This is a genomic window from Bacillus cereus G9842, assembly GCF_000021305.1.
Taxonomy (GTDB): domain Bacteria; phylum Bacillota; class Bacilli; order Bacillales; family Bacillaceae_G; genus Bacillus_A; species Bacillus_A thuringiensis_S.
The window spans coordinates 178713-200698 of sequence record NC_011775.1 but is presented as its reverse complement, the minus strand read 5'-3'; the positions used below and the strand labels follow the sequence as shown (position 1 = coordinate 200698).

Here is a 21986-nt window from a genome sequence, read left to right as displayed (position 1 = left end):
AGTGGTGATTCTTGTAGTAAGTGTTAATAGGTTACCTTTATTGTAACTAATATAGGTAACGTATTATAAACGTGTCTATTTAAAGGATTTTTGGATTGACAACGAGAATATAAAAGGTTATATTTATAACAGATACTTTATAGGTTACGTATATTGGTGTTAATATGCGTTACCTATAAAAAATGTACATAATAATTGTTTTTGAAATATCTATAGAGGGGGGATAGGAGTGGATGAAGCTTTACACCGCGAATTTGAAAATTTAGCATTCCCTGATGAAATAACTGATTTATATGCAAAGATAATTGTATCTGATACTTGGCTAGGGAATGTACTATTTTTCATTGCACGAAGATTAGAACTTAATAAACAGGCTGGTATGGAAATGTACGGTGTGACTGTTACAGATATCGTAGATAATTTGTCTGTAACAAGACCAGTACAGCATAAAGGCGAAAATAATCAATTAGAGTTCAAAAAAGAAAAAACCAATATTGATCGAAAACATGCGGAAAGAATAATGACAAATTTAAGAAATATGTCTTTATGTTTTTATTCAAGGCCTTCTGGTAGAACGAATTTTTATTTTGTTACAAGTAGAGGTCTGCAAGTGTTGGAAAGAGCTACACAATTAAAACTTGAGGAAAATAATAAGTGAAGAATAAAGGAGGAAATGTAATGTTCGAACAGCAAAAACCTTCAATTCGTTTTTCAATGGTGGGATTTGGCCAAGCTGGTTCTAGAATTGCAAATGAATTTGGTAAATTTAAATTTAATGGGGAAACTGCATACAACGTGTTTGCATTTAATTCAACTTCAAGAGATTTTAGCGGCTTGAATAATATTCCAAATTCGAACCAAGTTAGTATGGATTTAGATGGATTCGGAAAAGAGCCATCCAAGGCTTATCAGCTTTTAAGAAGTACACCAGAACACTATAATCATGTAGAAACGATGGTGGACAAAGCATACGAAACAGCAGAGGAATTATTGATTTTCAACAGTGGTTTAGGCGGAGGTACTGGAACGTCAACTATCTTACTAGCTATTCAAATATTTATAAAAAAATATGTTAACGATGTTATTGAAAAATACACTAGGTTACTATTAGAAGCCCAAGGATTTGAATATGATTCTTTTATGGCTGAATATGGAGAGAATGAGCAAGTAATTTCTGGTTTATATGAAAAAGCTGCTCATAATGCTGAGAGATCTGGAGAATTAAAAAAATTAGGATTAATTCTAGCATATCCTAAGAGAAGTGATGGACCGGGTGTCTTAAAAGAAGTTAACAGATTTATTAAGGAAATATGGGATTTACAGTTAGATCCTCAGAATAGAATTAGCTTCATTTTACCTGTTGATAATCAGAAAGCAGCAGATATATTTAGTGAAAAAAAATCTAAATTAGACTTTAACACTTACAGAGATTACATAAATTATACCGTTGCATCTATGTTCCATGAAATTAACTGTGCTACAAACATTGGTGGTTCTGATGTTACATTTGATGCACAAGACTTTAGAAAATGTATTTTAGAACATCAAGGAACCCTTGTTATCGGAAAAAAAGTATTACCAGCGTTAGATATTAGTAACTCGGATAGCTTGTTTGAAGCGCTAAGTGATGCATGGGAGAATGGTCATACTCTTCATGATAAAATTGAGTGGGAAGTTCAACAAAATGGTTCTATTGCATACAACGAAGTATATAATGTTGGGGTGCTAACTATTGTACAACCTGATGTTGTAAATGATAGGAAAATTAATACTTCTTACTTAGATGAAGCACAAGATTATCTATCAAAGCTAAGATTAGTAGGTGATTGTAAAGTATTCACTGGCCAAATTGAAACTAAAGAAGTAGACAACAATGTTTATGCTTACATTTTTGCAAAGACCACTGCTTTGCCTGAAAGATTATCTACTGGTCTAGTAGAAGAGTTTTTACAGTATAAAGAACGTACCCAAAAAGATGTATTTGTACAAGGTAAAATTGAACAACTAAACGATTTCACAGATCCAGAGCCGAAGAAGACATTCAAACCTAAAGATCCGTTTGCAAATACTATGAATGATGATTTGAGTGACTTATTAAAGTCAGTTCCGAATAATTCAGAAGATAAAGAGAAGAAAGAAACGAAAAAGAAAGAAGATTTCCTAAAAAGTTTAGTTAGTACAGATAATCCATTTGGTTTTTAATTGAAATAAAATTTTATACTTTTTCAAAAGCTCATTAATTGATGATAAATCGATTAATGAGCTTTTTTTATTTTCTTCTTAAAAACTGTTCTGTTGATGAGTATAATACGCAACATATAAATCTGAAGGAGGAATTTTATGGTTTTTCATTTGTTGCCTTTTTGCTTATTCCTTATATACCACGCTTTTAATGTATATATGGATATTAGCTATCGTATAACAAAAAACTATTGGCATTTAGTATTTTTAATAATAGGAATGGGATATTCTTATACCTTCTTAGAAGGTATAGCATGGTATAAACCACTAGCAATTACAGGGTTAACATTATGTGTTGGATTATTGTTGGAGCATTTCAAACAATCATCACCAGGCGACACAAAAATGATGATAGTTACAGCATTGCTATTATCATTGAATCTTCCAGAACAAGGACATATAACTATAGCGGCAGCTGTTATTGTATTTCACTTATCTTTAGTTGCAGTTTTTACCTATGGAAAGTTATTTAAAATGAATGGTGTTATTAATACCTTCAAATATCAAATAAGTGATATTAAAGCATTTTTTACGCCTGGTGTACCTATTAGTAAAGTGAAAATATTTGACTATTTTCCTGGTGCAATAACTATATCTTTAGGCTCAATAATCTATTTCTTCTTAAGTATTTCTTTAGGATTAAGGTAGGGTTTCAATGATTAAAAATAGTAAACAACTACATTTAATGAAGAAGACAGCGAGGTATTTGCTTGCTCTATCTTTTTGGTCACTTATTACTTATTTTCTTATTGAAGCACTAGTACCAGAATATATTTTTGTGCAAATAATAGTTTTGTTGTTATTCTCGGTATCTTTTTTATTTGGAGTAATTATTAAATTGATGACGATGATTCTTGTGAAAAATTGGTATAAAGAGGGTGTGAAACTAAGTGATTCTATTAAATTAGAGTCCTTACTTCTTATTCCAAGTTTATTAAACGGGAACAAAGTAATTGAGCTTCATCTAAAACCATGCGAATTTACTGATGGATTTTATAAATTGAGAAGAAAAAAGAGAGATTTAATTGAAGAATTAAGTAAGAATTTCGAAGAAGACTATAGAAAAATTGCTTTATGGGATAATGATGCACCACTAGTGACTACAACCCATACAAGTATGGTTGCTTTATGGAAAAGAACATCAAAAGAGAATTATCAAATCGTTCCAATTGAGCTTCTAGATCGATATTCAAAGATGAGCTATTTAGAATGGTTTTTTGCTTCATTTGCAATAACAGGAAAAATTTCATTTTCTAGACCGAAGAATTGGAGTTCATATCAATTTTTAAAAAAGGAGTAAAATAATGAAAAAATATTTGCTAATTTCAGGTTTGTGTATAGTTTCATGTTTAGTTTTAAATTGGTTAATCTGTAATTTTGATATGGGTGCTAAACCTATGGCTCCTGCTCAGAGTTCTATTACAGAACAAGTTGAAATTTGAAAAATATTAATTTTTTCAAAAAAGCTCTTAGAATCTATGGGGATTATGAGTAAAATACGCAATAGGAATTTTATGTATACGAAAATATGAAAAGGAGGTCAAATATGAAAAGATGGAATCTTAATTTGCGGAGTAATAGCAATTCAAAGAAAAAATTTAAGCAGGTAGTTTTAATAACAAGTAGCATAACAATTGTTATTGGAATTGTTTTAGGTGGAACTTATATCTATAAACAAGGACAAATAAATAAAAAAAGAAATGAGGCTTTGATTAATCAGCCTGTAGAAAACGACGAGAAAAAAGAAGAAGTAGAAAATAAGGAAACTCCAACACCAGTTGAAAAAGTTGATGAACCTTTAAATAATACTGATGAATCATCAGTCGATGATGGTCCACCAGTGAAGGAAGAACAGCTTGATATGAATAAAGAAAGTACAAAAAAAGAAGTTAAAGAACATAAAGATTCAACGAATAAATCCGATGATATACAAAAAGATAAATCAAATATACCTAATAATAATCAAATTCAAAAGAAAGAAGATGATTACTCTATATCAGGTAAAAACCCTGAAACTAAGCCAAATGATCCTCAAAAAAAAGATATTCCTAAAGGTTCTAATGATAAACCATCAGTGAAGGAGGAGCCAAGTACTCAACCTGTTCCAAAAGATAAAAATCCTGAGACTAATAAACCAAAGGAACAAGAGAAACCAAAAGAACAAGAGAAACCAAAAGAACAAGAAAAACCAAAAGAAAAAGAACCGACAGGACCTTTAATAAAAATTGAGACTATAGGTAAAATAGGCGAAAGTGAAGTTACTGATGGAGGTACTCTGTTTAAAGGTGAGTAGGTACCTAGTTAGGATGTGAAATCATGAGAATTAAGAAAAAAATATACTCAATTTTGGGGATAGGTTGTATAGCCTTGACTAGTATTTTTAGTATAGATCTCCATAAAGTAAAGGCTGATGTTGACTGGCCAATGTATGGTAAAGATGAAATAAGAACAAGACAAATTTATGATCCCGAATTAAAGCCTCCAATTAAGTTTAAAGCGAAAATGGACTTGGGGTGGTCTGTATCCCAAACAATTACTGTAGGTGACCACTTTTATCATGTAGCTGCTGTACCAGATTCAAATAATTTGTTTAATTTACCGAGGGGTACATATCTATACAAAATCCCTGTTAAATTTAAGTATTTTAGTCCGTCTTCACCTAAATCTGAAGTAGCCGCTGACTTAATTAAAAACGGTGCAAGGGCTATAAAGCTAGGAGATTATGTTAAATCGTATTCTCACCCAACTTGGTCTGAAGAAAATCAGGCATTTTATATTGGTTATGATACTAAAGTATTAGCATTTAACAGCAATTTAAAGTATTTAGGTGGTTATGAAGTAGGTGCCAGAATAGTAGGGCCTCCTACTGCGTATCCAGGAGATAATGTAGTAATTGGTGCTGCAAATGGTACCCAAAAAGGGGCAATTCATGGGGTTCATGGAATAAAAGATAATCATACTGTAGGACGTTCTTATAATTTAAGTGAATACGATAATGCTGAAATATCAGGTGCAGTTACTAAAATAGGAAATAATACTGCAATATTTGGTGTTAATCATAGGGCTAGTGTTCGAAAAAGTCCTTTAGCAAGAGTTAATGTTTCAAACCTCATTTATGGTGGACAACCAATTGTATGGACAAAATATGCTCAAACTGGAATACCATCAAATGCTATTTTAGAGGGAGAATTTTTATACCATACCGATAAGTATGGAGGAGTATATAAAGTAAGGGCGTCAAATGGTGAAGTGATTTGGCGTACGGAAATACCAAATGTAACACTTATAAATAACTCTTTAACAATAGATGATAAACATATTTACATTCCTGTTCGAAAACCAGGTAAGGTAGTTGCCATAGATAAGAATTGGGGTTCAATATCTTGGTCAGCTGAGACAGGTAGAGATCGTAATGCTAACTTTTTAGATCCAGCAATAGGTTATGGATATGATGTTGGAAATGATATGACCGCATGGACTACGCCTGCAGGTCAGAAAATAGTGTTTTATGGTGATACCTTAGGTCAATTAATATTTTTAGATCAAAATGGAAATCGAGTAAATATTGCTAAAGACTATAATTCAGGGCGTGAAATGCCATTTATACGAGCTACCTATAATCAAGATATCCCAGAAGATTGGCAATATCAGGGTGCCGGGTTAGCCACTGAAACCAACATCTCCAAAAAGCATTTAGTTTTTGGGGTCAATCATTCAAATAATAGTATGGGTGAACTTTGGTTTTACTCTGTTGGATTAACAAATGATGTGCTTGTTGAATCTGTTAAGGGTGGGGTGTTTGGTAAGAATCAGACAGTTGTAACACCTGTTACAGTTGATAGTGCTGCAACCTCATCTGGGGCGAAGGTTGCTAAAGTTAGATTTTATGTTGATGATAGGCTGGTTGAAGAAAGAAGTGTTAGATTAGAGCCACGTGAAAAAAGAACACTTTATTTTAAGTGGACTACACCGAACGCAATAAAAACTGGTGAGTTAAAAGCCACTATAAATGATCCGGCAGAATTTGAAGAAGTTGATATGACAAATAATATGAAAAAAACATCATATCGTACTGATGATACCATTCCTGAAGGGGTAAATAGTTGTGGTCCTCAGGAAAATATCAATGTTGGGTTAGTAGATACAAGAGAAGTTACTGACGAAGATGGTCGTGTATTTTATGTTGATTACTATGAATTTTTAACAACTCACATAACTAAAGTCGACCCTAAACGCCTAAGAGCAGGTTACGGCTTTTCCTTTGAAGTAGAAACTGAATATATTAATGAGGCACGTAATGCAAGTGGACCTAAGAAAACGGAAGTGTTTTATGACGAGAATGTAAGTTTCGCAGGAAACAAGTCCGTGATGGAAGTAGGTTCTAGGGCTTTCGGACAAAATCGTTATCAAGAATATACAACTTGGAAACTGCCATCTATTTATGTGGAAAATTACTCAGGAAATGTATTTTATGACCCGTTCCATTTAAAACGTGATAAAAATGATAATTTTGTTAAGCCAAGCGGTGAACCAAAATGGTACACCAATTTCAATCGCAAAGATGGAAAATATCCATTTAAAGTAGTAGCATCACAGGCTGGCAAAAACAATTTAACGAGTTGCATCACTACTGATGAAGTAGAAGTAAAAGGTTCACCATTTAATGACTATGTAAATAGATTTGTAGATCCTAATAATCCATTCCCAAGTGGTGAGAAAGGTTATAACTGGAAAGATAATGAATCTAAAATTTTAAAAGAAAAGAATTATTACAATGATAAAGAAAGTGGTGACCATGCTATTAGTTCAAAGTATCTTGATCGTGATGAGATAGAAAATATAAGAAAAATGGCACCAAAAGAAGTAACTAAATCTGCAGTATTTGATTTTATCAGACAAGGACATTAAATAATTAAGAGATTGGGGTGATTATAATTTTCATCCCAGTCTCTTTTAAAAAAATTGTAATTTACTCTTAGAATATGAAGAAAGAATAAGTAAAATGCGTAATGTCAGGATATTTGAAGGAGGGAGGCATAATGAGTAATATAACTGGGTTTGGATTAGGATTACTAATTATTGTGTTGTTAGTCTTTTTTCAGGTGGATTTATCAAGTGTAGACAATATGTATCATGAAAATCAACAGTCTATTGATATAGCAACAAACGATTCTATGTCACTAGCAATTAATAAAGGAAACTTACGTGTAAATGAAGCGATGACAATTGATTTTGAAGTTGCTAACACTATGCTAATTAAAAGTTATGCAAAGAATACAAGTTTCAATTTAAGTAATTCTGCTAGAAGAATAGAAGTACATGGTATGAATTCAGCAACACCGATGTTATCAGTTGGTGCTAGGACGAAACAAGGGAGTTTTACTAAGAAATATTTTGAAAACTGGGGTTCATTCAAGAATGACAGTTACATCAATGCTGTAGACAAAGAATTACTCATCATTGAAGCGAAACATACTGAAAAGCCTCCAAAGGGCGGTGTCTATGATAATGAAAGGTAAGATGATTAACAACAGAGGAATCGGAATATTGAATAAAATTAAAAATTGTTAGTAACTAAAGGAGGTTAAAAAATTGAATCTTGCAAGTAAAAAAGTAATTGCAGGAACTGCAGCAATTGCAGTAGTTGCTGGTGTATGGGGTTACTCCTATATGCAAACTGAATCAAAAATTAAACCTGTAAAGGTAGTTGTGACAAAACAGGATATCGCACCGCATACTAAAATTACTGCTGATATGATTGCAGAAAAAGAGTTCCCGGTATCAGGTATTCCACCAAAGACAGCTTTAAAGAAAGAGGAAGTTTTAGGAAAGTGGACAAAAGATGGATACGGGATTGCAGCTAATAGCTATATGAACTCTACAAAATTAGCTAAAGAGGAAGAGTTAACAGATGCTGGGGTAATTTCATTAAAAGAAGGTGAACATGCTTTTACTTTACCAGTTGATATTGAGACTAGTAATGGTAATGCAATTGTGCCTAATACATATGTTGACTTATATTTAGCAGCTAATCTTGATGCAGAAAAGTTAGGACAAGCTGTTGGTATTCAAAATTTAGAAAAGAAATTTATTAGCCCAACGGTTAAATACTTTGGCCTGGCTGCGAAAAAAGTAAGAGTTATTAGTGTAAAGGATGGTAATACAACAGACGTATTTAATGCATTACCAAACACAGAAAATGCAGATGGCTCTAAGCCAAGTAATATTGATCGACGTCAGGCTCGTTTATATACAATCGCTGTGAACAAAGAAACGTTACAAATACTTAATAAAGCAAAACTTATCGGTAATGTAATACCTGTTACTAATGGACAATCTTATGAAGATTTAGTTAAGGATAAAAAGGTATCTAAGTATACTGATGAAACTACACCAAATAACATGAATAGTGAAGCTTTAACAAAAGACCTTATTGAGAAATTGTCTTATGATCCAAATCAATATTTTAAAGTAGATGATAAAGGTAAGTTAATTAAAAAATAGTGATTTAAGAATTTTATTGGTTGAGCTAGAAAGTAAAACACTTTTTAGCCAACCATATCTGATAAATTAATTAGACATTAGAAAGGGGTATTAATAAGTAATGACGACAATGAAAACATTAGCCTTTTGGAGTAACTATATTAATGAAGGAAAGAGAACTATTTCTCAATCTGTGGCAACAACCTTAGCAGAAAACGGTTATAAAGTCCTATATGTAGAATTAGATTACATGCATCCATCATTTGCAATTTCAACAGGACTAACACACCCTAAAAAGAACATTTTTAAATTGATTGAATCAAGGGAGAATTACTCGATTTCTGATTATATAGCAAAAAAATCGGATGTAGAAATTACTAATGATGAGCTTCGAAAAATTGTTAGTAAGGTACCAAACAACTTGAGTTTTCTATCATTTCCAATTGCATATGATTTTGAGGAATTCCCGGTTATTGAGGATCAATCATTTATTAATACATTTTTGACAGCAGTACAGGATTGCAATTATGATGTTGTGATTTATAATCTTCCAAATAATTTAGATGACTTATTTACATATCAAGTAATGTTGGAAGCAGATAAGGTATTTCATATTATATCTCCAAATGTGATACGAATGAGAGATTATAAAAAGACAAAGAAAGTCTTAGAGACTATTGGTTTTGATTTAAATAAATGGCATACAATTTTAAATAAATCAAATTTAGGCGTTCAAGTACAAGCTTATGAGAATGTATTAAATGAAAAAATCTATTTTGAAATTGGAATAGATCATAAAAGAAATAATGCAGAATTAAATTTGGAAATTGGTTCGGAAGCAATTAATAGTGATGTAACAAGATTAATTGAAGAAATTGGTTATACAGTTGAAAAACAAGCAATTCTTCAAGAAAAAAAACGTTGGCCGTTTATGAAGTAATCATAGTTTGAAAATTATTTAAAGGAGGAATACCTAGTGGGAGCTGCAGTAGCAATAAAGGAACAGGAAGAAAGATTTGTAACTAGTGTATCAAACAATTTACCACCTGAAGAAATAATGCAGATTTTAAGAAGATTGAAACCTAAGTCAATTAACAAAATTAATTTAGGAGTTACGACCTATTCAAGTGTTTTAAAAGATAATAAAAAATATGGGAAAATGACACAAGTACCTATTGATGTAGTAAATTCATTGCGTGAATATCTAATTGCTAATTATAGAAGCGTGTTAGAACAATCATTTATGAATCCCAAAAAACGAAAAGAATTAACAGATATTATCTCATTATATATAAAAGATAATGCATTAAATTTCCCTGGTATTTCAGCAGGAGAATTAATTAATCAGCTTGTAGATGCTATTGCAGGTTTAGGCCAAATACAACCGTTAATAGATGATCCAGAAGTAACAGATGTATACATTAATGCAATTAACGATGTTGAGGTTGATAAGGTAGATGGAAGAACTTATCGTACGAACGTGAAGTTCAATTCTTTAGAAGAAGCGATGGAAATAGTTTATAAAATTATTAACTCTACCAGTGAGACATTGAATGCAAATAAACCATTGGCAGATGCAGCATTAGGAGTTCTACGTGTAAATATAGCAAATGAGTCAGTTTCTTATGAGACAGGTATTACTGTCGCGATTCGTAAACCACAAACTAGTATTAAAGTTACTAAAGAGACATTCATTGAATCGGGCCAAGCTAGTGTAGAAATGATGCAAGCTGTTAAGGCGTTTGTTGAAGCAGGATTGAATATTATAGTAGTCGGTCCAACAGGTACAGGTAAAACACAAACATTAAGGGTAATTTGTGGTGAAATTCCAAATAATGAACGAACGTTTGTATTAGAAGATGATCCAGAGATGTTTTTAAAAACCCTATATCCAGAGAAAAGATTTGTTTCATGGAGATGTCGCAAAGATGATAACGGCGAATATACGGTAGATTACGGTAGATTATTACATAATATGTTACGCCAAAACCCTAACCGGGCCGTTGTAGGGGAAGCTCGTGATAAAAGCGCACTTAATATGTTAAAAGTTTTTAATTCTGGTCATCCAGGCATGACGTCTATTCATGGTCCTAATGCAATAGAGGCTGTACGCCGTCTAATCAATATGATTGAAGAAGGTGATACGAAATTATCATATGACGCTATTGGAAGACTTATTGCATCCACAATTGATATTATAATTTTCCAAGATAAGTTACCAGATCGTTCTAGAAAATGGAGTGAAATATTAGAATTAACAGATTTCAAAGAAGGTGAGGGTGTATTTAATACACTTTACGCTTTTGAAACAGAAAATATCATTAAAAATAATGATGAAGTCGAATTGATTGAAGGTAAGCACAAACAATGTGGTTATTTAAGTAAAGAAACAGTTAAAAAAATACGTAATAAAGCAGTTGATATGTCACTTATAGACAATTTAATTTCACCTGAAATACAGGAGGGGAATTAGGTTGAATATTATTTCATCTATCATCCTAGCTCTAATAGGAGTATGTATTTTTATATTAATAGCTACATTCTTCCTTAAAGATAAACGAAAAAAGTACACTGCTGAAAATATTTTAATAGACTTAGAAAACCAAAAAGCTCAAATGGAGAAGAGGTCAAAAGAGGAACAAAATATAGATATACCATATACGTTCCTTGATAGCTTTTTCAATAATTTTAGTTTTACTGAAAAAATAGCACCATCTAACGTTATAGCAGAAGCAAGACGCTATGAATGGTTTATTGGAGCAAAAGAGTATTGGACTATTTATATTGTGGGAAGTACATTGTTGACGGGTTCTATATTCTTAATGTTAAACGGTCATATTGGATGTGTGATTGGATACGCATTAGGGTTTTATATTCATCGTTTTATGTTACATGTACATCGTAGAAAATATAAATTTGTTGAAAATGATCGTATAAGTATATATATGAAAACAATGACAAATTCCCTACATATTTTAGGAACTGTTATTGATGCTATTGAAGAGGTAAAACCTCTAGTTCATTCATCAATTAGGGAAGAGTTAGATAAGGCTACATTTAAATTAAAACAAGGTAAATCTGTAGCAGAAGCACTGTCATCATTAGATAAGAAATACCCATATAAGGAATTAATGTTTTTTCATGAAATGTTGGATGTAGCTGATAAAAATGGTGGGAAAAATACAGAGGCTCTAGAATCGATAGCTTTGGACTTTGAAGATCGTAAAGTAAAGCAAATGCAATTATATGCTGAAACTACTCAAGGTATGAAGGCTTTTAGGAATACTGCTGCAATTGTAATTGCGTTACCTTTTATATTTAAGTTTTTTATGCCTCAAGCATATAGTATTTTGATGAGAACTCCATTAGGTTCAATAGTATTTGTTTTTACTTCTTTGATAATTCTGTATTGTTATACACGCCTACAAAAGTTAGCTGATTGGAATCCAGAAGAATAAATTTTAAAAAAGATTCATTTTGCTCTTAAAAATAGAGGAGAGAATTCTTATAATGTGCAACATGGATTAAAAAGGAAGGAGGGATTATTATTCAAATACCATTGTTTGTGTATATTTTACTAGCTGCAATAGTTTTCTTTGCTGTACTTACCCTCACAAGTAAAAAGGGTAGTCAAAATAATAATTACTTAAAATTTGTGGAAGAAATCGAGAAAGAACAATCTCAATCATCACAACAGACACAATTAGAAAAGTACTTAACACCGCTATTAAAATTAACAAATAGCAAAATCAAGATTTCTGCCTCTAAAGAAGAAGAATTAAGAAGGAAATTTAAAGAAGCCAATATGAGTATGGATCCTGCTAGTTTTTATATGTATAAAATACTCTATCCAGTAATATGTTTTATATTCTTACTCTTTATAGGAATGGCATATGACAATACGATTATTTTAATTATGGCAGTGGGGTCAATTCTTACCTATTTTTATCCAGACTTTAATCTTAAAAAGAGATTGAAAATAGCAAGGGAAAGAAGGAAATTTGAACTTCCTAGTTATTTAATGCCACTTGGAGTACGGTTACAAGCTTTCACTACATATGATGCTGTGAAAGGCTCAAAAGAAATGGCAGGACCGTATCTTAGACCTTTTGTTGAAGAATTAATAATTGAGATGGAAACATTTCAGGGGTCTAATAAGCCATTCAAAAATTTCGCTGAGAAGCTGGACATCCCGGAAGCTCATACCTTTGTAATAGCACTACAACAAGCGATTAATGTTGACCCTGTAAAAGGTAGAGAAATTATTCAACAACAAATTGATGTTTCTAGAAAATTACGGGATCAAAACTATAACGCTCTAATTTCAGCTAGACCACTGTTAATGAATAAATACAATGTAGTAACTGTAGGATGTATTTTAATCGTACCATTTACAATAGTTGGAGTTACATTAGTATCAGCCTTTAGTTCAATCTAATTTGTCGAGATGTACATATTCAAGGGGGTGTTGCTCAAATTTAATTTGGCCCATATTAAATTTCTATATTAATTCTAAACGAAAAATAAAAACTAGCTAATTAAAGGGAGCATATGAAATGAAAAATAAAATGTTAAAAGCAAAAGCATGGTTACAAAATGAAAAATCACAAGTTTCAAACGAGTCAGGAATGCATAACTTATTCGTTGTATTATTGGTAATTGGTTTAGGAGCATTAATCTTCCCACAAATTAAAATCGCATTTACAAATATTATGAGTAAATTTACAACAGCAGCAACAAGTGGTTCTTCTGACGTGAAAGTTAATGATCCAATGGGTAAAGCATCAGGATGGAGCTTATAAGCGTCATTTAGTTAAATGTAAAATCTACTAACTACTATTAAAAGCCTTAGGGGGAATACTTGGAATGAAAAGTAAAATGTTAAAAGCAAAAGCATGGTTACAAAATGAGAAATCACAAGTTTCAAACGAATCGGGAATGCATAACTTATTCGTTGTATTATTAGTAATTGGTTTAGGGGCATTAATCTTCCCACAAATCAAGGTTGCCTTTACAAATATTATGAGTAAATTTACAACAGCAGCAACAAGTGGTTCTTCTGATGTTAAAGTTAGCGATCCATTAGGAAAAGCATCAGGATGGAGCCTATAATTATGTATAATACCGCGTTAAAAGCAAAAGCATGGTTACAAAATGAAAAATCACAAGTTTCTAATGAGTCAGGAATGCACAACTTGTTTGTTGTGTTGTTAGTAATCGGTCTTGGGGCATTAATTTTCCCACAAATTAAAATTGCATTTTCAAATATTATGAAGAAATTTACTACCGCGGCAACAAGTGGTTCATCTGATGTTAAAGTGGACAACCCATTAGGTCCAGCTAGTGGCTGGGGTGGAAAGAACTAAATAAGGCCTGGAATTATTAAAACAGCCTTTTGAAGTTAAAAAAGCGATCTCTATACTTCTTTAGGGATTGCTTTTTTTCTATCAAGCAAAAAGGAGATGAGTATATTATGTCAGAAACGCTAGCTAAGGGGCTTACAATGATAATGTGGTTGTTCTTTATCCTAATAATTGCTGAATTTATTATGTATAGTGCATATTATGTTAAAGCTCAAAATACAGCTTCAAGCACGCTTAAAATCGCAGAACGAATGGGTGGATTTCAGTACTCATATAATCAGCAAAAAGTGGATGTAGAACCATATTTAAAAAGCCAACTGAATGAAAATCATATGTATCCTGATCATTGGTCTTATCAATTTACAAAAGGGAAAGTAGAACATAATACTCCAATGGAAATTGCTATTAAAGGAAGTTATGAATTCCAAGTGTTCAAATTACTTCCTATTAATTGGGGATTTGATACTAAGATTCCTATTAACGTTAAAAGAACAGGGATTGGACAAGTATTCTTTAGATAAAGGAATGGTTAGAGTGAAATTAAAGTTTCTCATTACATCTGTTGCGGTTATATCAGTTGTTTTTGCTAGTGGTTGTTCATCCTCGCGCCTAGATTCTAGTGTTGATGAAGCTAAAAAGGAAGCTAAGCAGGAAAAAGCAAAAGATAAAAATTTAACTTATGATGAACAAATTGAAGAATGGAAAAATAAATATGAAAAACAAGCAGTGGATGTAGATAAAGTCTTAAAGGAAAATCCTTATAAAGAAGTACGGAAATATGGGAAGTTAGATTTTGAAGTTAGAGATTCTTATAAAGATCCTCAAGAATTTGCGAATTTTGCAGCACGAACGCAATATAGGTACTACAGAGGAGAAATTAAACCTGAAGACTATCTAAATTTTATATATGATTATGGTTCAAGTTATTTAAAGAAGAATCTTGGTACAGGTAATGTAGATGATGATTTGGAAGCTGTGAAAAACCTTCAAAAATTAATAAATCCTACTGCTTTAGATTACGCAGATTTTGAGTTATCCGAAGTGAGCTATTCAGAAGAAGACCAAAATATCGCTTATGTATATCGTAAAGTTTATACAGTAACAGGAGCCGAAAAATATTTTAAAATTACATTACATAAAAGTAAAGACGACACCTGGTTATTGGGTGACGAAGAAGCAAGTCCTCCAATTAAGTTTAATTAAAGCAATATAATAAGGAAAGAAAGAGGTAATTTTTATGGATCGAGGCACAGATGCACAGCTTTCAATTGAAAATACTGTTTTAGAAGGAACGGGAGCTACAGAAGTATACAATGGAGAACTTACTGATAAGGAAAAGAACCTTTTAAAAGAATGTAATCTTCAATTAAAACATCTATGGGAGCAAGATGATTTCAAGAACAGGTTTTTGAATTGTTTTCAATTTTACTATTATAAACTAGAAAATAAGGTGAAGGATCCTTCAATTAAACATCAATTAAAAGATTACTTCTATGAGTACCTATCATCGGTATTGTATCAGGGGTACTTTATAGGGAAACAATTTGTATCTTCAGAGGACATTCTTGTAAAGGATGACCATTTTGTGCAGCCAGATGGTATTATTCTTCAACAAATTCCAAGTATGATTGAGAGGGCTACAGATGGATTAATAAAATCATTAGAAGATCACAATACTAAGAAGTTTGAAGAATGGATCTTAAAAGAGAATAAAAATATATTAGGTAGTCTTGAACAAGTTAAGGTTGATATTGCTTGTTTAGGAGCATTTTATGCATTTAAAAATGAAAGAAAAAGTAGGTCTGTTGAAATTAGGGAAGAAGGCAAATATGGTATTCTTCATCGTGTAGATGATGTCTTATTTTTAAATCCCCAGTTGTATGCAATTTGTCTGATTGGTAATGATGATTCTGAATTGTGGGAAATCCATAAGTGGTCAAGCTTTAAAGTGAGAGATACTAAAATGGGCGAAATCCAGATAATGAAGTATTCCAGTGAAGAAACTAATTATGCTCATTCAAATTTTGTTATGTATGAAGGTGTAGAAAATATAAGTTCTCTGTATGATAATTACCATGTTAATATTAAATTAAGTGAGTTTGTACCTGACAAAGAAATTTTCCCAATCCAGGCACAAGTATATGAGCAAATGGTCAAACGAACAAACACATTATATGAGAACATTATCATGACACTAACGGTGTACACTTCAAATACAATGTTTCAATATAATCCTAATAAATTTGAATAAAAAAGATAGGTCACTCATATTATCCTAGATAATATATGACCTATCTTTTTATTTATATTTGCGTTTAGTATTGTTAAATCAAACTTTTTATAGGTAACTAATATAAGTAACGTATATACGTTACGTAAACTAGTTACCTATTGTTTCTTCCTGGATAGCTTTAAAGATCTCTAAGTCTTCTTCTGTAGGTAGAGGAGATGGAGAGCTTGAATTATCCCTACTATTGAATACTGTGTAATGATTTCTAATGGTGTCTGTAGATAACAGTTCGTTTATATAGCCTGCAATAACTAGTGCAGCATATCGGTTTGTAATAAGACGTTGTGGTTCACTTTGTAATAATGAACTACAGGATTCACTTGGTTTTAACTCATCTGCAGCTTCTATTAATAAATTTGGAAAGACTTCGCAAACAGGTGGAATAATTGTTTTACCGTTTGCTCTAACACCCACACAAACCTGTCCAATATATCCGCTTTCTATGTATCTTTCTTTTTCTTCAATAGTCCATGTAGACATATCGGTTAAAGTTTTATCTTGGGGAATGGTTCCGCCTTCTACTCCAGCATCTATATATATTAAATTTTCAACTTGATTAAAATATTGGTTAATTAATCTACGTGTAAAGTTATTATCTACGCATCCTATAATTACATTAAAAGTTATCTTATATCTATAGTTATCAGTAGGTATATAATTTGTACATTTTACTATTTCATTTAGTTGTTCTAGAGTCTCAATATAATGTGAATCGTGTATACTAATTCTCATATTATACGCAACTGTATAACGTTCCTTTAGCACGGATGCCTTTGTTTTTCCAATATCTCTTTCAATAAATAATTGATTATTTAAATTCTTATTTTCCACGATATCAGGATCAATTAGAAAAATTTCAGAGTTAGGGCTAATAAGTTTACGTATTTGAGTAACGTGTTGAGCTACATAGCCTCCAGTTCCTCCACATCCAAGGATAAATAGTCGATAGTTTACATCTGTTTTAGATGGGTCAAAATCTGTTAAATGATCTAGGACATGATAAATCTTTTTCATTTATCTTTCCTCCTCTACAACAACTTGTGGTGTCATTGAGGTAGCTATTGTTTCCCTACTAATAATTTCTATTGGATCCAAATAATCATATTCTCCACTGTCTCTATTTAATATACGTACCGTGATACTAGGGAATAAATTTTGTATATCACCAATAATTGCATAATATAAACCTCTAGATCGGTCATGTTCATTATCTATTTTAGATGGAATAGGTGAATAAATATGATGGGAATGAATCTCCATAACTTTAATCATTTCGCAAAAAATTAAGGCCTCTTTTGGAGTTAACTCATTTACTTCAATTAGTGTATGAGTAACTCTTTGACGAGGTATAAATAATTTATAACTATTAGAAGATAAGTCATAATATATTTCACCTTTTACTTCCACACTGAATTCATTGCTAAAACTCCTAGCCAATTTAATAAAATCACATATTAATCTCTCTGGTATAGTAATTTGTTTCTGATTTTTTTCATTTGATAAATATAGTCTATTTCTTAATATTTTTAATTGAAAAACACCTTCTGACTCGTTAGGAGCAGAAGGTTGTTTTTCATTCAATCCATTTTTTTTCCCTGGTATATGAGGAATTAATAGGTTTTTATTTTTGATATAAATTATTTTAGCTATTGAAGGGTCTAATTCAGGATGCTCTTTTTCTAAGGCTTTAAGGATATCCTTTTCGGTTATTGGAGAGATAGATCCTTTTTTTGTTAAGCCCTCTGTAATTTCTTTAACTGTGAATAAAGAGATAAGATCTGTATTTTGACCTTGATAACGAATAGCTGTTTTTACATCTATAACAAATGACTCTTTCTTTTTGGTAGATGCTACATCTTTCTTCTTATCGGGTATACTCTCTTTATTTTCCTTTATTGTTGTTAAAACAACAGTACTTGATTCTTCCTGTATTTCTCCGGTTTGTAATTCTAAAGTTTTAGATGATTCATTAGGTTTATCGGATTCATTTTTAGTTTCAAGTGATGATTCAAGTTTGTTTTCCTCTTGTATTTCCTGTGAAATGTGTATTTCATTGTTTATGATATTAGATTCCTGTACATTAACTTGTTGTGAACTATTTTTATCCTCAAGTGTTAATTCTAGTTTGTTGTCCTCTAATTGTTCTTCTTGAGAAGTAGTTGAAATATTAGTAGTTCTTACCTCTTCAGTATTATTTTTATTCTCTTCTTTTTCAATCCAATCAAATAGGTTCATTATATTTCCTCCTAGATTATATCTTTTAATTTTAAATTTCCTTCATAAAGCCATTCTTCCGGGAAGGGTTTCCCTTGTAAATTCTCTAATAACTTATCCAGTGAATAACTACTTATATTACTGCCGTTATAGTAGTCATTAGTAAATACAGTCTGGAAAAGAAACGTATTGTGTAAATTCTCTATTTCCGTAAAATTTTCAAATAAATATGTACTATTGGTTCCGGTACACATTTTCCCATTACTATCAACATTTGAAAGTGGGAATTTATATAATCCAGTATTTTCTTCAATGCTAGAAGTACCTTTAAGTGAATATAGGTGAATTCTATTTAATTGAAATTTATTCTCTGCTATTTCTTGTATTGCATATTTAATTAATAGTCTTGGAAGACCAACTTCTATATAAGCTGTATCATCATTAAATGCTTTTATATCATAATAGTCAGCAGGAATATCACAAATGATTTCCCAGGTTTTATTTATGGTGCTAGTTGTGTATTGAATACAATTTCTAGGAAGTAATGTAGACTTGTAAGTATCATTGTCCTTAAGCACATATGATCCCGCGACAAGGTGAATAAACTCCTCTAATGATATATAAAAATTATCTCTTTCTATATTGTTATCTATTATTTTTAAATTGGACTCATGTAATTTATCTGATTCATCAGAGAATGAATATATAAATTTCATTGAAAAACCTCCATCCATTCTTCACAAAATGTATGTGCTGTTGAAGACAACGTATCATCATATACATAATGTTCATCTAAATAAAAAATTATTATTTGATTAATGTTAACAATTCTTAAACCATCTATTTTAAAATCTTTTAACTTCTTTAATTCATCACAATTACTTTCTTTAACTTCGCTCCATAAGCAGTATCCCCTTAGAAATGAGCCAATAATTCTTTGAATATCTAGTAAATTTAATGAATATTTTTTATGTGCAGATTGAATTAAATTTTTAAAATCTAAATCACTTGGGTTACTTGCATAAAAGTATTCAGTATTTTCTATAACGAATCTTTCTTTTAATAGGCCTATAACACCCTGTAAGAAAACTTCGTGACTTTCATCAGAGGAATGACCATACTCATAGATCAAGTTAAAATGCTTAAACGCCTCTTTTTTAACTCCATTGTTAACAAATGCGTTTATTACCTTAAGAGAATATAATGTGTCCAACATTAAAGTGACTTCTTCAGAGTCTCGAAGTATCATATGAATATCTCCTCGGAATCATTTATTCTATAAGTCTTCTTAATATCGTTCCTTAACAAAGAGGAAGCCGCATAATATTGATTGTCTAGTTGGAAAATTAAATTTTCACGATTTACTATTATTAATGCTTCATACAGATCCATAGTAGGTGCTACGTTTGGGTGAGATACTAGTTCTTCTAATAAATATTCGTTATCTCCGTTATCAGTTAAGTATCCATGCACTTGTTCAATAACATCATCAATATCACGATCTGTAAAAGTAGTGAAATCTATATCGGAAACATTATCTTGGTTAAGTAAATGAGTAGCTACTTTTAGTTCACCAGTAGAGTACTGGGGGGTTTTATATAGAAATTTATTATTAAGTATGCTATTCATAAACTTTTGACCATCAAAAATCTTTTTCATAATACCTTTCCTCCTAAATATAAAAAAAGAGAAGTGGTATTACCTTCTCTTTTACTTAATCATCCTATTCTTATTGGCAACATGAGCTTAAAATCTTCAGTATTCATATTTCGAAAAATTAATGGACTTTGTTCAGCAATGAACCCGATCTTTACAACATCATCTTGCATACTTTTCAAATGTCTAAGCATATAGTCTATGCTAAATCCGATTGAAATAGGAATTGTCTCTCCATCTATTTCTATTGGGTTTTTAACGATGACGTCTCCTAGAGATTTATTATTATTTGATAAACTAAACTCTTTTGAGTTTAATTCTAATTTCAATAAAGCTGCTGACTTAGGATTGTTCATTGAGCAAATAACATTTACCTGCTCCAGCGAATTAATTAACTGCAATCTATCCGTAGATATAGTTGTTTTAACTTTTTTCTCAAACTCCATAAACTTCACAACATCAGGATATTTACCCTCAATTATTTGAGTTTTGATATGCAAATCTTTCGAACGAAGGATAGCAGAATTACCTTCAAAACCTAATTCTATCTCTTCTTCTTCAAACATCTTTATTGCATCATAGAGCCATTTAGAAGGTACTATACATGAGTAAAGTAACTTTTCTTCTATGTTGTTATCAGTTGTTATTGGAATAGTACTTCTAGATAGTGTATTTGCATCTGTTGCAGCAAATGCTATCTCTTTATTAGTAATTGAAATTTCTATCCCTTTTAATTGAGGTTTAGAGTGATTTTCGGCAGCACAATAGTGAGTAGCCTCTACAGATCTTTGTAATTTTTTTAGTGATATAGTAACAAGAAACTTTAAAGTCTTAGTAGTGAAATCAGGATAATCATCAGCAGATAACGTATTAAGACTGTAATTTGTTTTCCCACTAGAAATATGAAGTGAATTATTATTATCTAAGGTGAAGGATACTGTATCATCAGGTAGTTTTTTTACTATATCGGTTATAGTTTTAGGAACAACTACTTCACCCTCTTGTACTATATTAAAATTGTTGGTTTCTGATATAGTACTAACGATTGTATCCTCTTTATTGCTTGCTACAAGTAGTAATTCATTAGAAGTTGCCTTTAAATAGATACCACATAAAATTGGTAATGTCGTGCTTCGTGCTGAGTATTTACCAACCTTTACTAAATTATTAAGCAGTTCTTGTTTGTTAATTGTAAATTCCATAATTATCTCTCCTTATTTTTAAATGCTTTATTCGATGCAGTAATTAAACATAATAAAACAATATTCAGAACCCTAAAAAACACAAAAAAGCCCTTGAGGGTAACGGATTGTTAATGAATTCCGAAACCCCAAGGGCTTAAACTGTTTTTAGTAAAAAATAATAAATAAATATTGTAATAAGCTCATTATAGAGGGAAGTTCGTATCATATCAACAATTTTAATTAAATTAGTCTTAAAATATGAGGTTAAAATGAGTATCTTATATGGTAGTAATACTATTTAAAAGGGGCTGTAATTATATGGATAACAAATTGAATTTAGATATAAGACCAGTTAATGATATTGAAAAAATTATTTTATTTATGAGGAGATACAATTTATCTAATGTAACATTTGCGAGTAAGTTAGGTATTACCCCTAACTATTTATCAGGTGTAATGAATGAAAAATATCCTTTAAATGCTAATCTTATTCGTCGGTTTAATGACATTGTTGCAAAAGAGAACTGTATAGAACAGTAAATAAAGAGGGTGAAA

At 31.2% G+C, this 21986-nt stretch carries 26 protein-coding genes; 20 read left to right on the top strand and 6 right to left on the bottom strand.

The annotated features are described in order from the left end of the window. Positions 1-229: 229 nt before the first annotated feature. The 19 genes from BCG9842_RS28380 (at position 230) to BCG9842_RS28295 (ending at position 16338) form a co-directional block, all read left to right on the top strand. Positions 230-658, top strand: a complete 429-nt coding sequence (locus BCG9842_RS28380) for a hypothetical protein (RefSeq protein ID WP_000343007.1) — start codon at positions 230-232, stop codon at positions 656-658. 20 nt (positions 659-678) lie between these two features. Then, positions 679-2202, top strand: coding sequence for a hypothetical protein (locus BCG9842_RS28375; RefSeq protein ID WP_000462892.1), 1524 nt, complete (start codon positions 679-681; stop codon positions 2200-2202). Between the two features lie 138 nt (positions 2203-2340). Continuing rightward, positions 2341-2889, top strand: a complete 549-nt coding sequence (locus BCG9842_RS28370; RefSeq protein ID WP_000231258.1) for a hypothetical protein — start codon at positions 2341-2343, stop codon at positions 2887-2889. A 7-nt stretch (positions 2890-2896) separates the two neighbouring features. Then, positions 2897-3541, top strand: coding sequence for a hypothetical protein (locus BCG9842_RS28365; protein ID WP_000594785.1), 645 nt, complete (start codon positions 2897-2899; stop codon positions 3539-3541). A 4-nt stretch (positions 3542-3545) separates the two neighbouring features. Then, positions 3546-3683, top strand: a complete 138-nt coding sequence (locus BCG9842_RS31500; protein WP_000760386.1) for a hypothetical protein — start codon at positions 3546-3548, stop codon at positions 3681-3683. Positions 3684-3787: 104 nt separating this feature from the next. Next, on the top strand, positions 3788-4534 hold the full coding sequence (locus tag BCG9842_RS28360) for a hypothetical protein (protein WP_000832931.1): 747 nt from the start codon (positions 3788-3790) through the stop codon (positions 4532-4534). A 23-nt stretch (positions 4535-4557) separates the two neighbouring features. Beyond that, the gene (locus tag BCG9842_RS28355; protein ID WP_001220558.1) at positions 4558-7149 is read left to right on the top strand and encodes an outer membrane protein assembly factor BamB family protein; all 2592 of its coding nucleotides are present in this window, start codon (positions 4558-4560) and stop codon (positions 7147-7149) included. 131 nt (positions 7150-7280) lie between these two features. Continuing rightward, positions 7281-7760 (top strand): hypothetical protein, encoded by a 480-nt coding sequence (locus BCG9842_RS28350; RefSeq protein ID WP_000065738.1) that lies wholly within the window; start codon positions 7281-7283, stop codon positions 7758-7760. Positions 7761-7833: 73 nt separating this feature from the next. Further along, on the top strand, positions 7834-8745 hold the full coding sequence (gene cpaB, locus BCG9842_RS28345) for a Flp pilus assembly protein CpaB (protein WP_001046737.1): 912 nt from the start codon (positions 7834-7836) through the stop codon (positions 8743-8745). Between the two features lie 100 nt (positions 8746-8845). After that, a complete protein-coding gene (locus tag BCG9842_RS28340) occupies positions 8846-9664 on the top strand; it encodes an AAA family ATPase (protein WP_000210324.1) in 819 nt (272 codons plus the stop codon). Between the two features lie 36 nt (positions 9665-9700). After that, a complete protein-coding gene (locus BCG9842_RS28335) occupies positions 9701-11197 on the top strand; it encodes a CpaF family protein (protein ID WP_000500493.1) in 1497 nt (498 codons plus the stop codon). A gap of 1 nt (position 11198) precedes the next feature. After that, complete coding sequence (locus BCG9842_RS28330; RefSeq protein ID WP_001021610.1) at positions 11199-12182, top strand: type II secretion system F family protein; 984 nt, start codon at positions 11199-11201, stop codon at positions 12180-12182. Between the two features lie 107 nt (positions 12183-12289). Then, positions 12290-13162 carry a hypothetical protein gene (locus BCG9842_RS28325; protein ID WP_000275632.1) on the top strand — a complete coding sequence of 291 codons (873 nt, stop codon included), beginning with the start codon at positions 12290-12292 and terminating at the stop codon, positions 13160-13162. Between the two features lie 118 nt (positions 13163-13280). Continuing rightward, the gene (locus BCG9842_RS28320; RefSeq protein ID WP_000791819.1) at positions 13281-13526 is read left to right on the top strand and encodes a hypothetical protein; all 246 of its coding nucleotides are present in this window, start codon (positions 13281-13283) and stop codon (positions 13524-13526) included. Between the two features lie 64 nt (positions 13527-13590). Next, on the top strand, positions 13591-13836 hold the full coding sequence (locus BCG9842_RS28315) for a hypothetical protein (RefSeq protein WP_000837604.1): 246 nt from the start codon (positions 13591-13593) through the stop codon (positions 13834-13836). A 2-nt stretch (positions 13837-13838) separates the two neighbouring features. Then, a complete protein-coding gene (locus BCG9842_RS28310; RefSeq protein WP_000282850.1) occupies positions 13839-14090 on the top strand; it encodes a hypothetical protein in 252 nt (83 codons plus the stop codon). 107 nt (positions 14091-14197) lie between these two features. Further along, complete coding sequence (locus tag BCG9842_RS28305; protein WP_000005091.1) at positions 14198-14608, top strand: DUF4320 family protein; 411 nt, start codon at positions 14198-14200, stop codon at positions 14606-14608. Positions 14609-14612: 4 nt separating this feature from the next. After that, a complete protein-coding gene (locus tag BCG9842_RS28300) occupies positions 14613-15290 on the top strand; it encodes a hypothetical protein (protein ID WP_232297552.1) in 678 nt (225 codons plus the stop codon). Between the two features lie 34 nt (positions 15291-15324). Next, on the top strand, positions 15325-16338 hold the full coding sequence (locus BCG9842_RS28295; RefSeq protein ID WP_000373797.1) for a hypothetical protein: 1014 nt from the start codon (positions 15325-15327) through the stop codon (positions 16336-16338). Between the two features lie 129 nt (positions 16339-16467). Here BCG9842_RS28295 and BCG9842_RS28290 read toward each other — a convergent pair whose 3' ends face one another. Genes BCG9842_RS28290 through dnaN form a run of 6 tightly spaced genes read right to left on the bottom strand, consistent with a single transcriptional unit; the run spans position 16468 to position 21449 of the window. Further along, complete coding sequence (locus tag BCG9842_RS28290) at positions 16468-17391, bottom strand: ThiF family adenylyltransferase (RefSeq protein ID WP_000725502.1); 924 nt, start codon at positions 17389-17391, stop codon at positions 16468-16470. Beyond that, positions 17392-18612, bottom strand: a complete 1221-nt coding sequence (locus tag BCG9842_RS28285) for a hypothetical protein (RefSeq protein WP_001047896.1) — start codon at positions 18610-18612, stop codon at positions 17392-17394. An 11-nt stretch (positions 18613-18623) separates the two neighbouring features. Further along, positions 18624-19307, bottom strand: coding sequence for a hypothetical protein (locus BCG9842_RS28280; protein WP_000668948.1), 684 nt, complete (start codon positions 19305-19307; stop codon positions 18624-18626). Further along, complete coding sequence (locus BCG9842_RS28275; RefSeq protein WP_000603270.1) at positions 19304-19840, bottom strand: hypothetical protein; 537 nt, start codon at positions 19838-19840, stop codon at positions 19304-19306. Before BCG9842_RS28275 ends, BCG9842_RS28280 begins: the two co-directional genes overlap by 4 nt. Further along, on the bottom strand, positions 19837-20250 hold the full coding sequence (locus BCG9842_RS28270) for a hypothetical protein (RefSeq protein ID WP_000717988.1): 414 nt from the start codon (positions 20248-20250) through the stop codon (positions 19837-19839). Before BCG9842_RS28270 ends, BCG9842_RS28275 begins: the two co-directional genes overlap by 4 nt. A 59-nt stretch (positions 20251-20309) precedes the next feature. Continuing rightward, positions 20310-21449, bottom strand: coding sequence for a DNA polymerase III subunit beta (gene dnaN, locus BCG9842_RS28265; protein ID WP_000397236.1), 1140 nt, complete (start codon positions 21447-21449; stop codon positions 20310-20312). A 300-nt stretch (positions 21450-21749) separates the two neighbouring features. On the opposite strand from dnaN, the gene BCG9842_RS28260 reads away from it, so the two are divergent. Continuing rightward, a complete protein-coding gene (locus tag BCG9842_RS28260) occupies positions 21750-21971 on the top strand; it encodes a hypothetical protein (RefSeq protein ID WP_000369033.1) in 222 nt (73 codons plus the stop codon). The last annotated feature ends 15 nt before the right edge of the window (positions 21972-21986 follow it).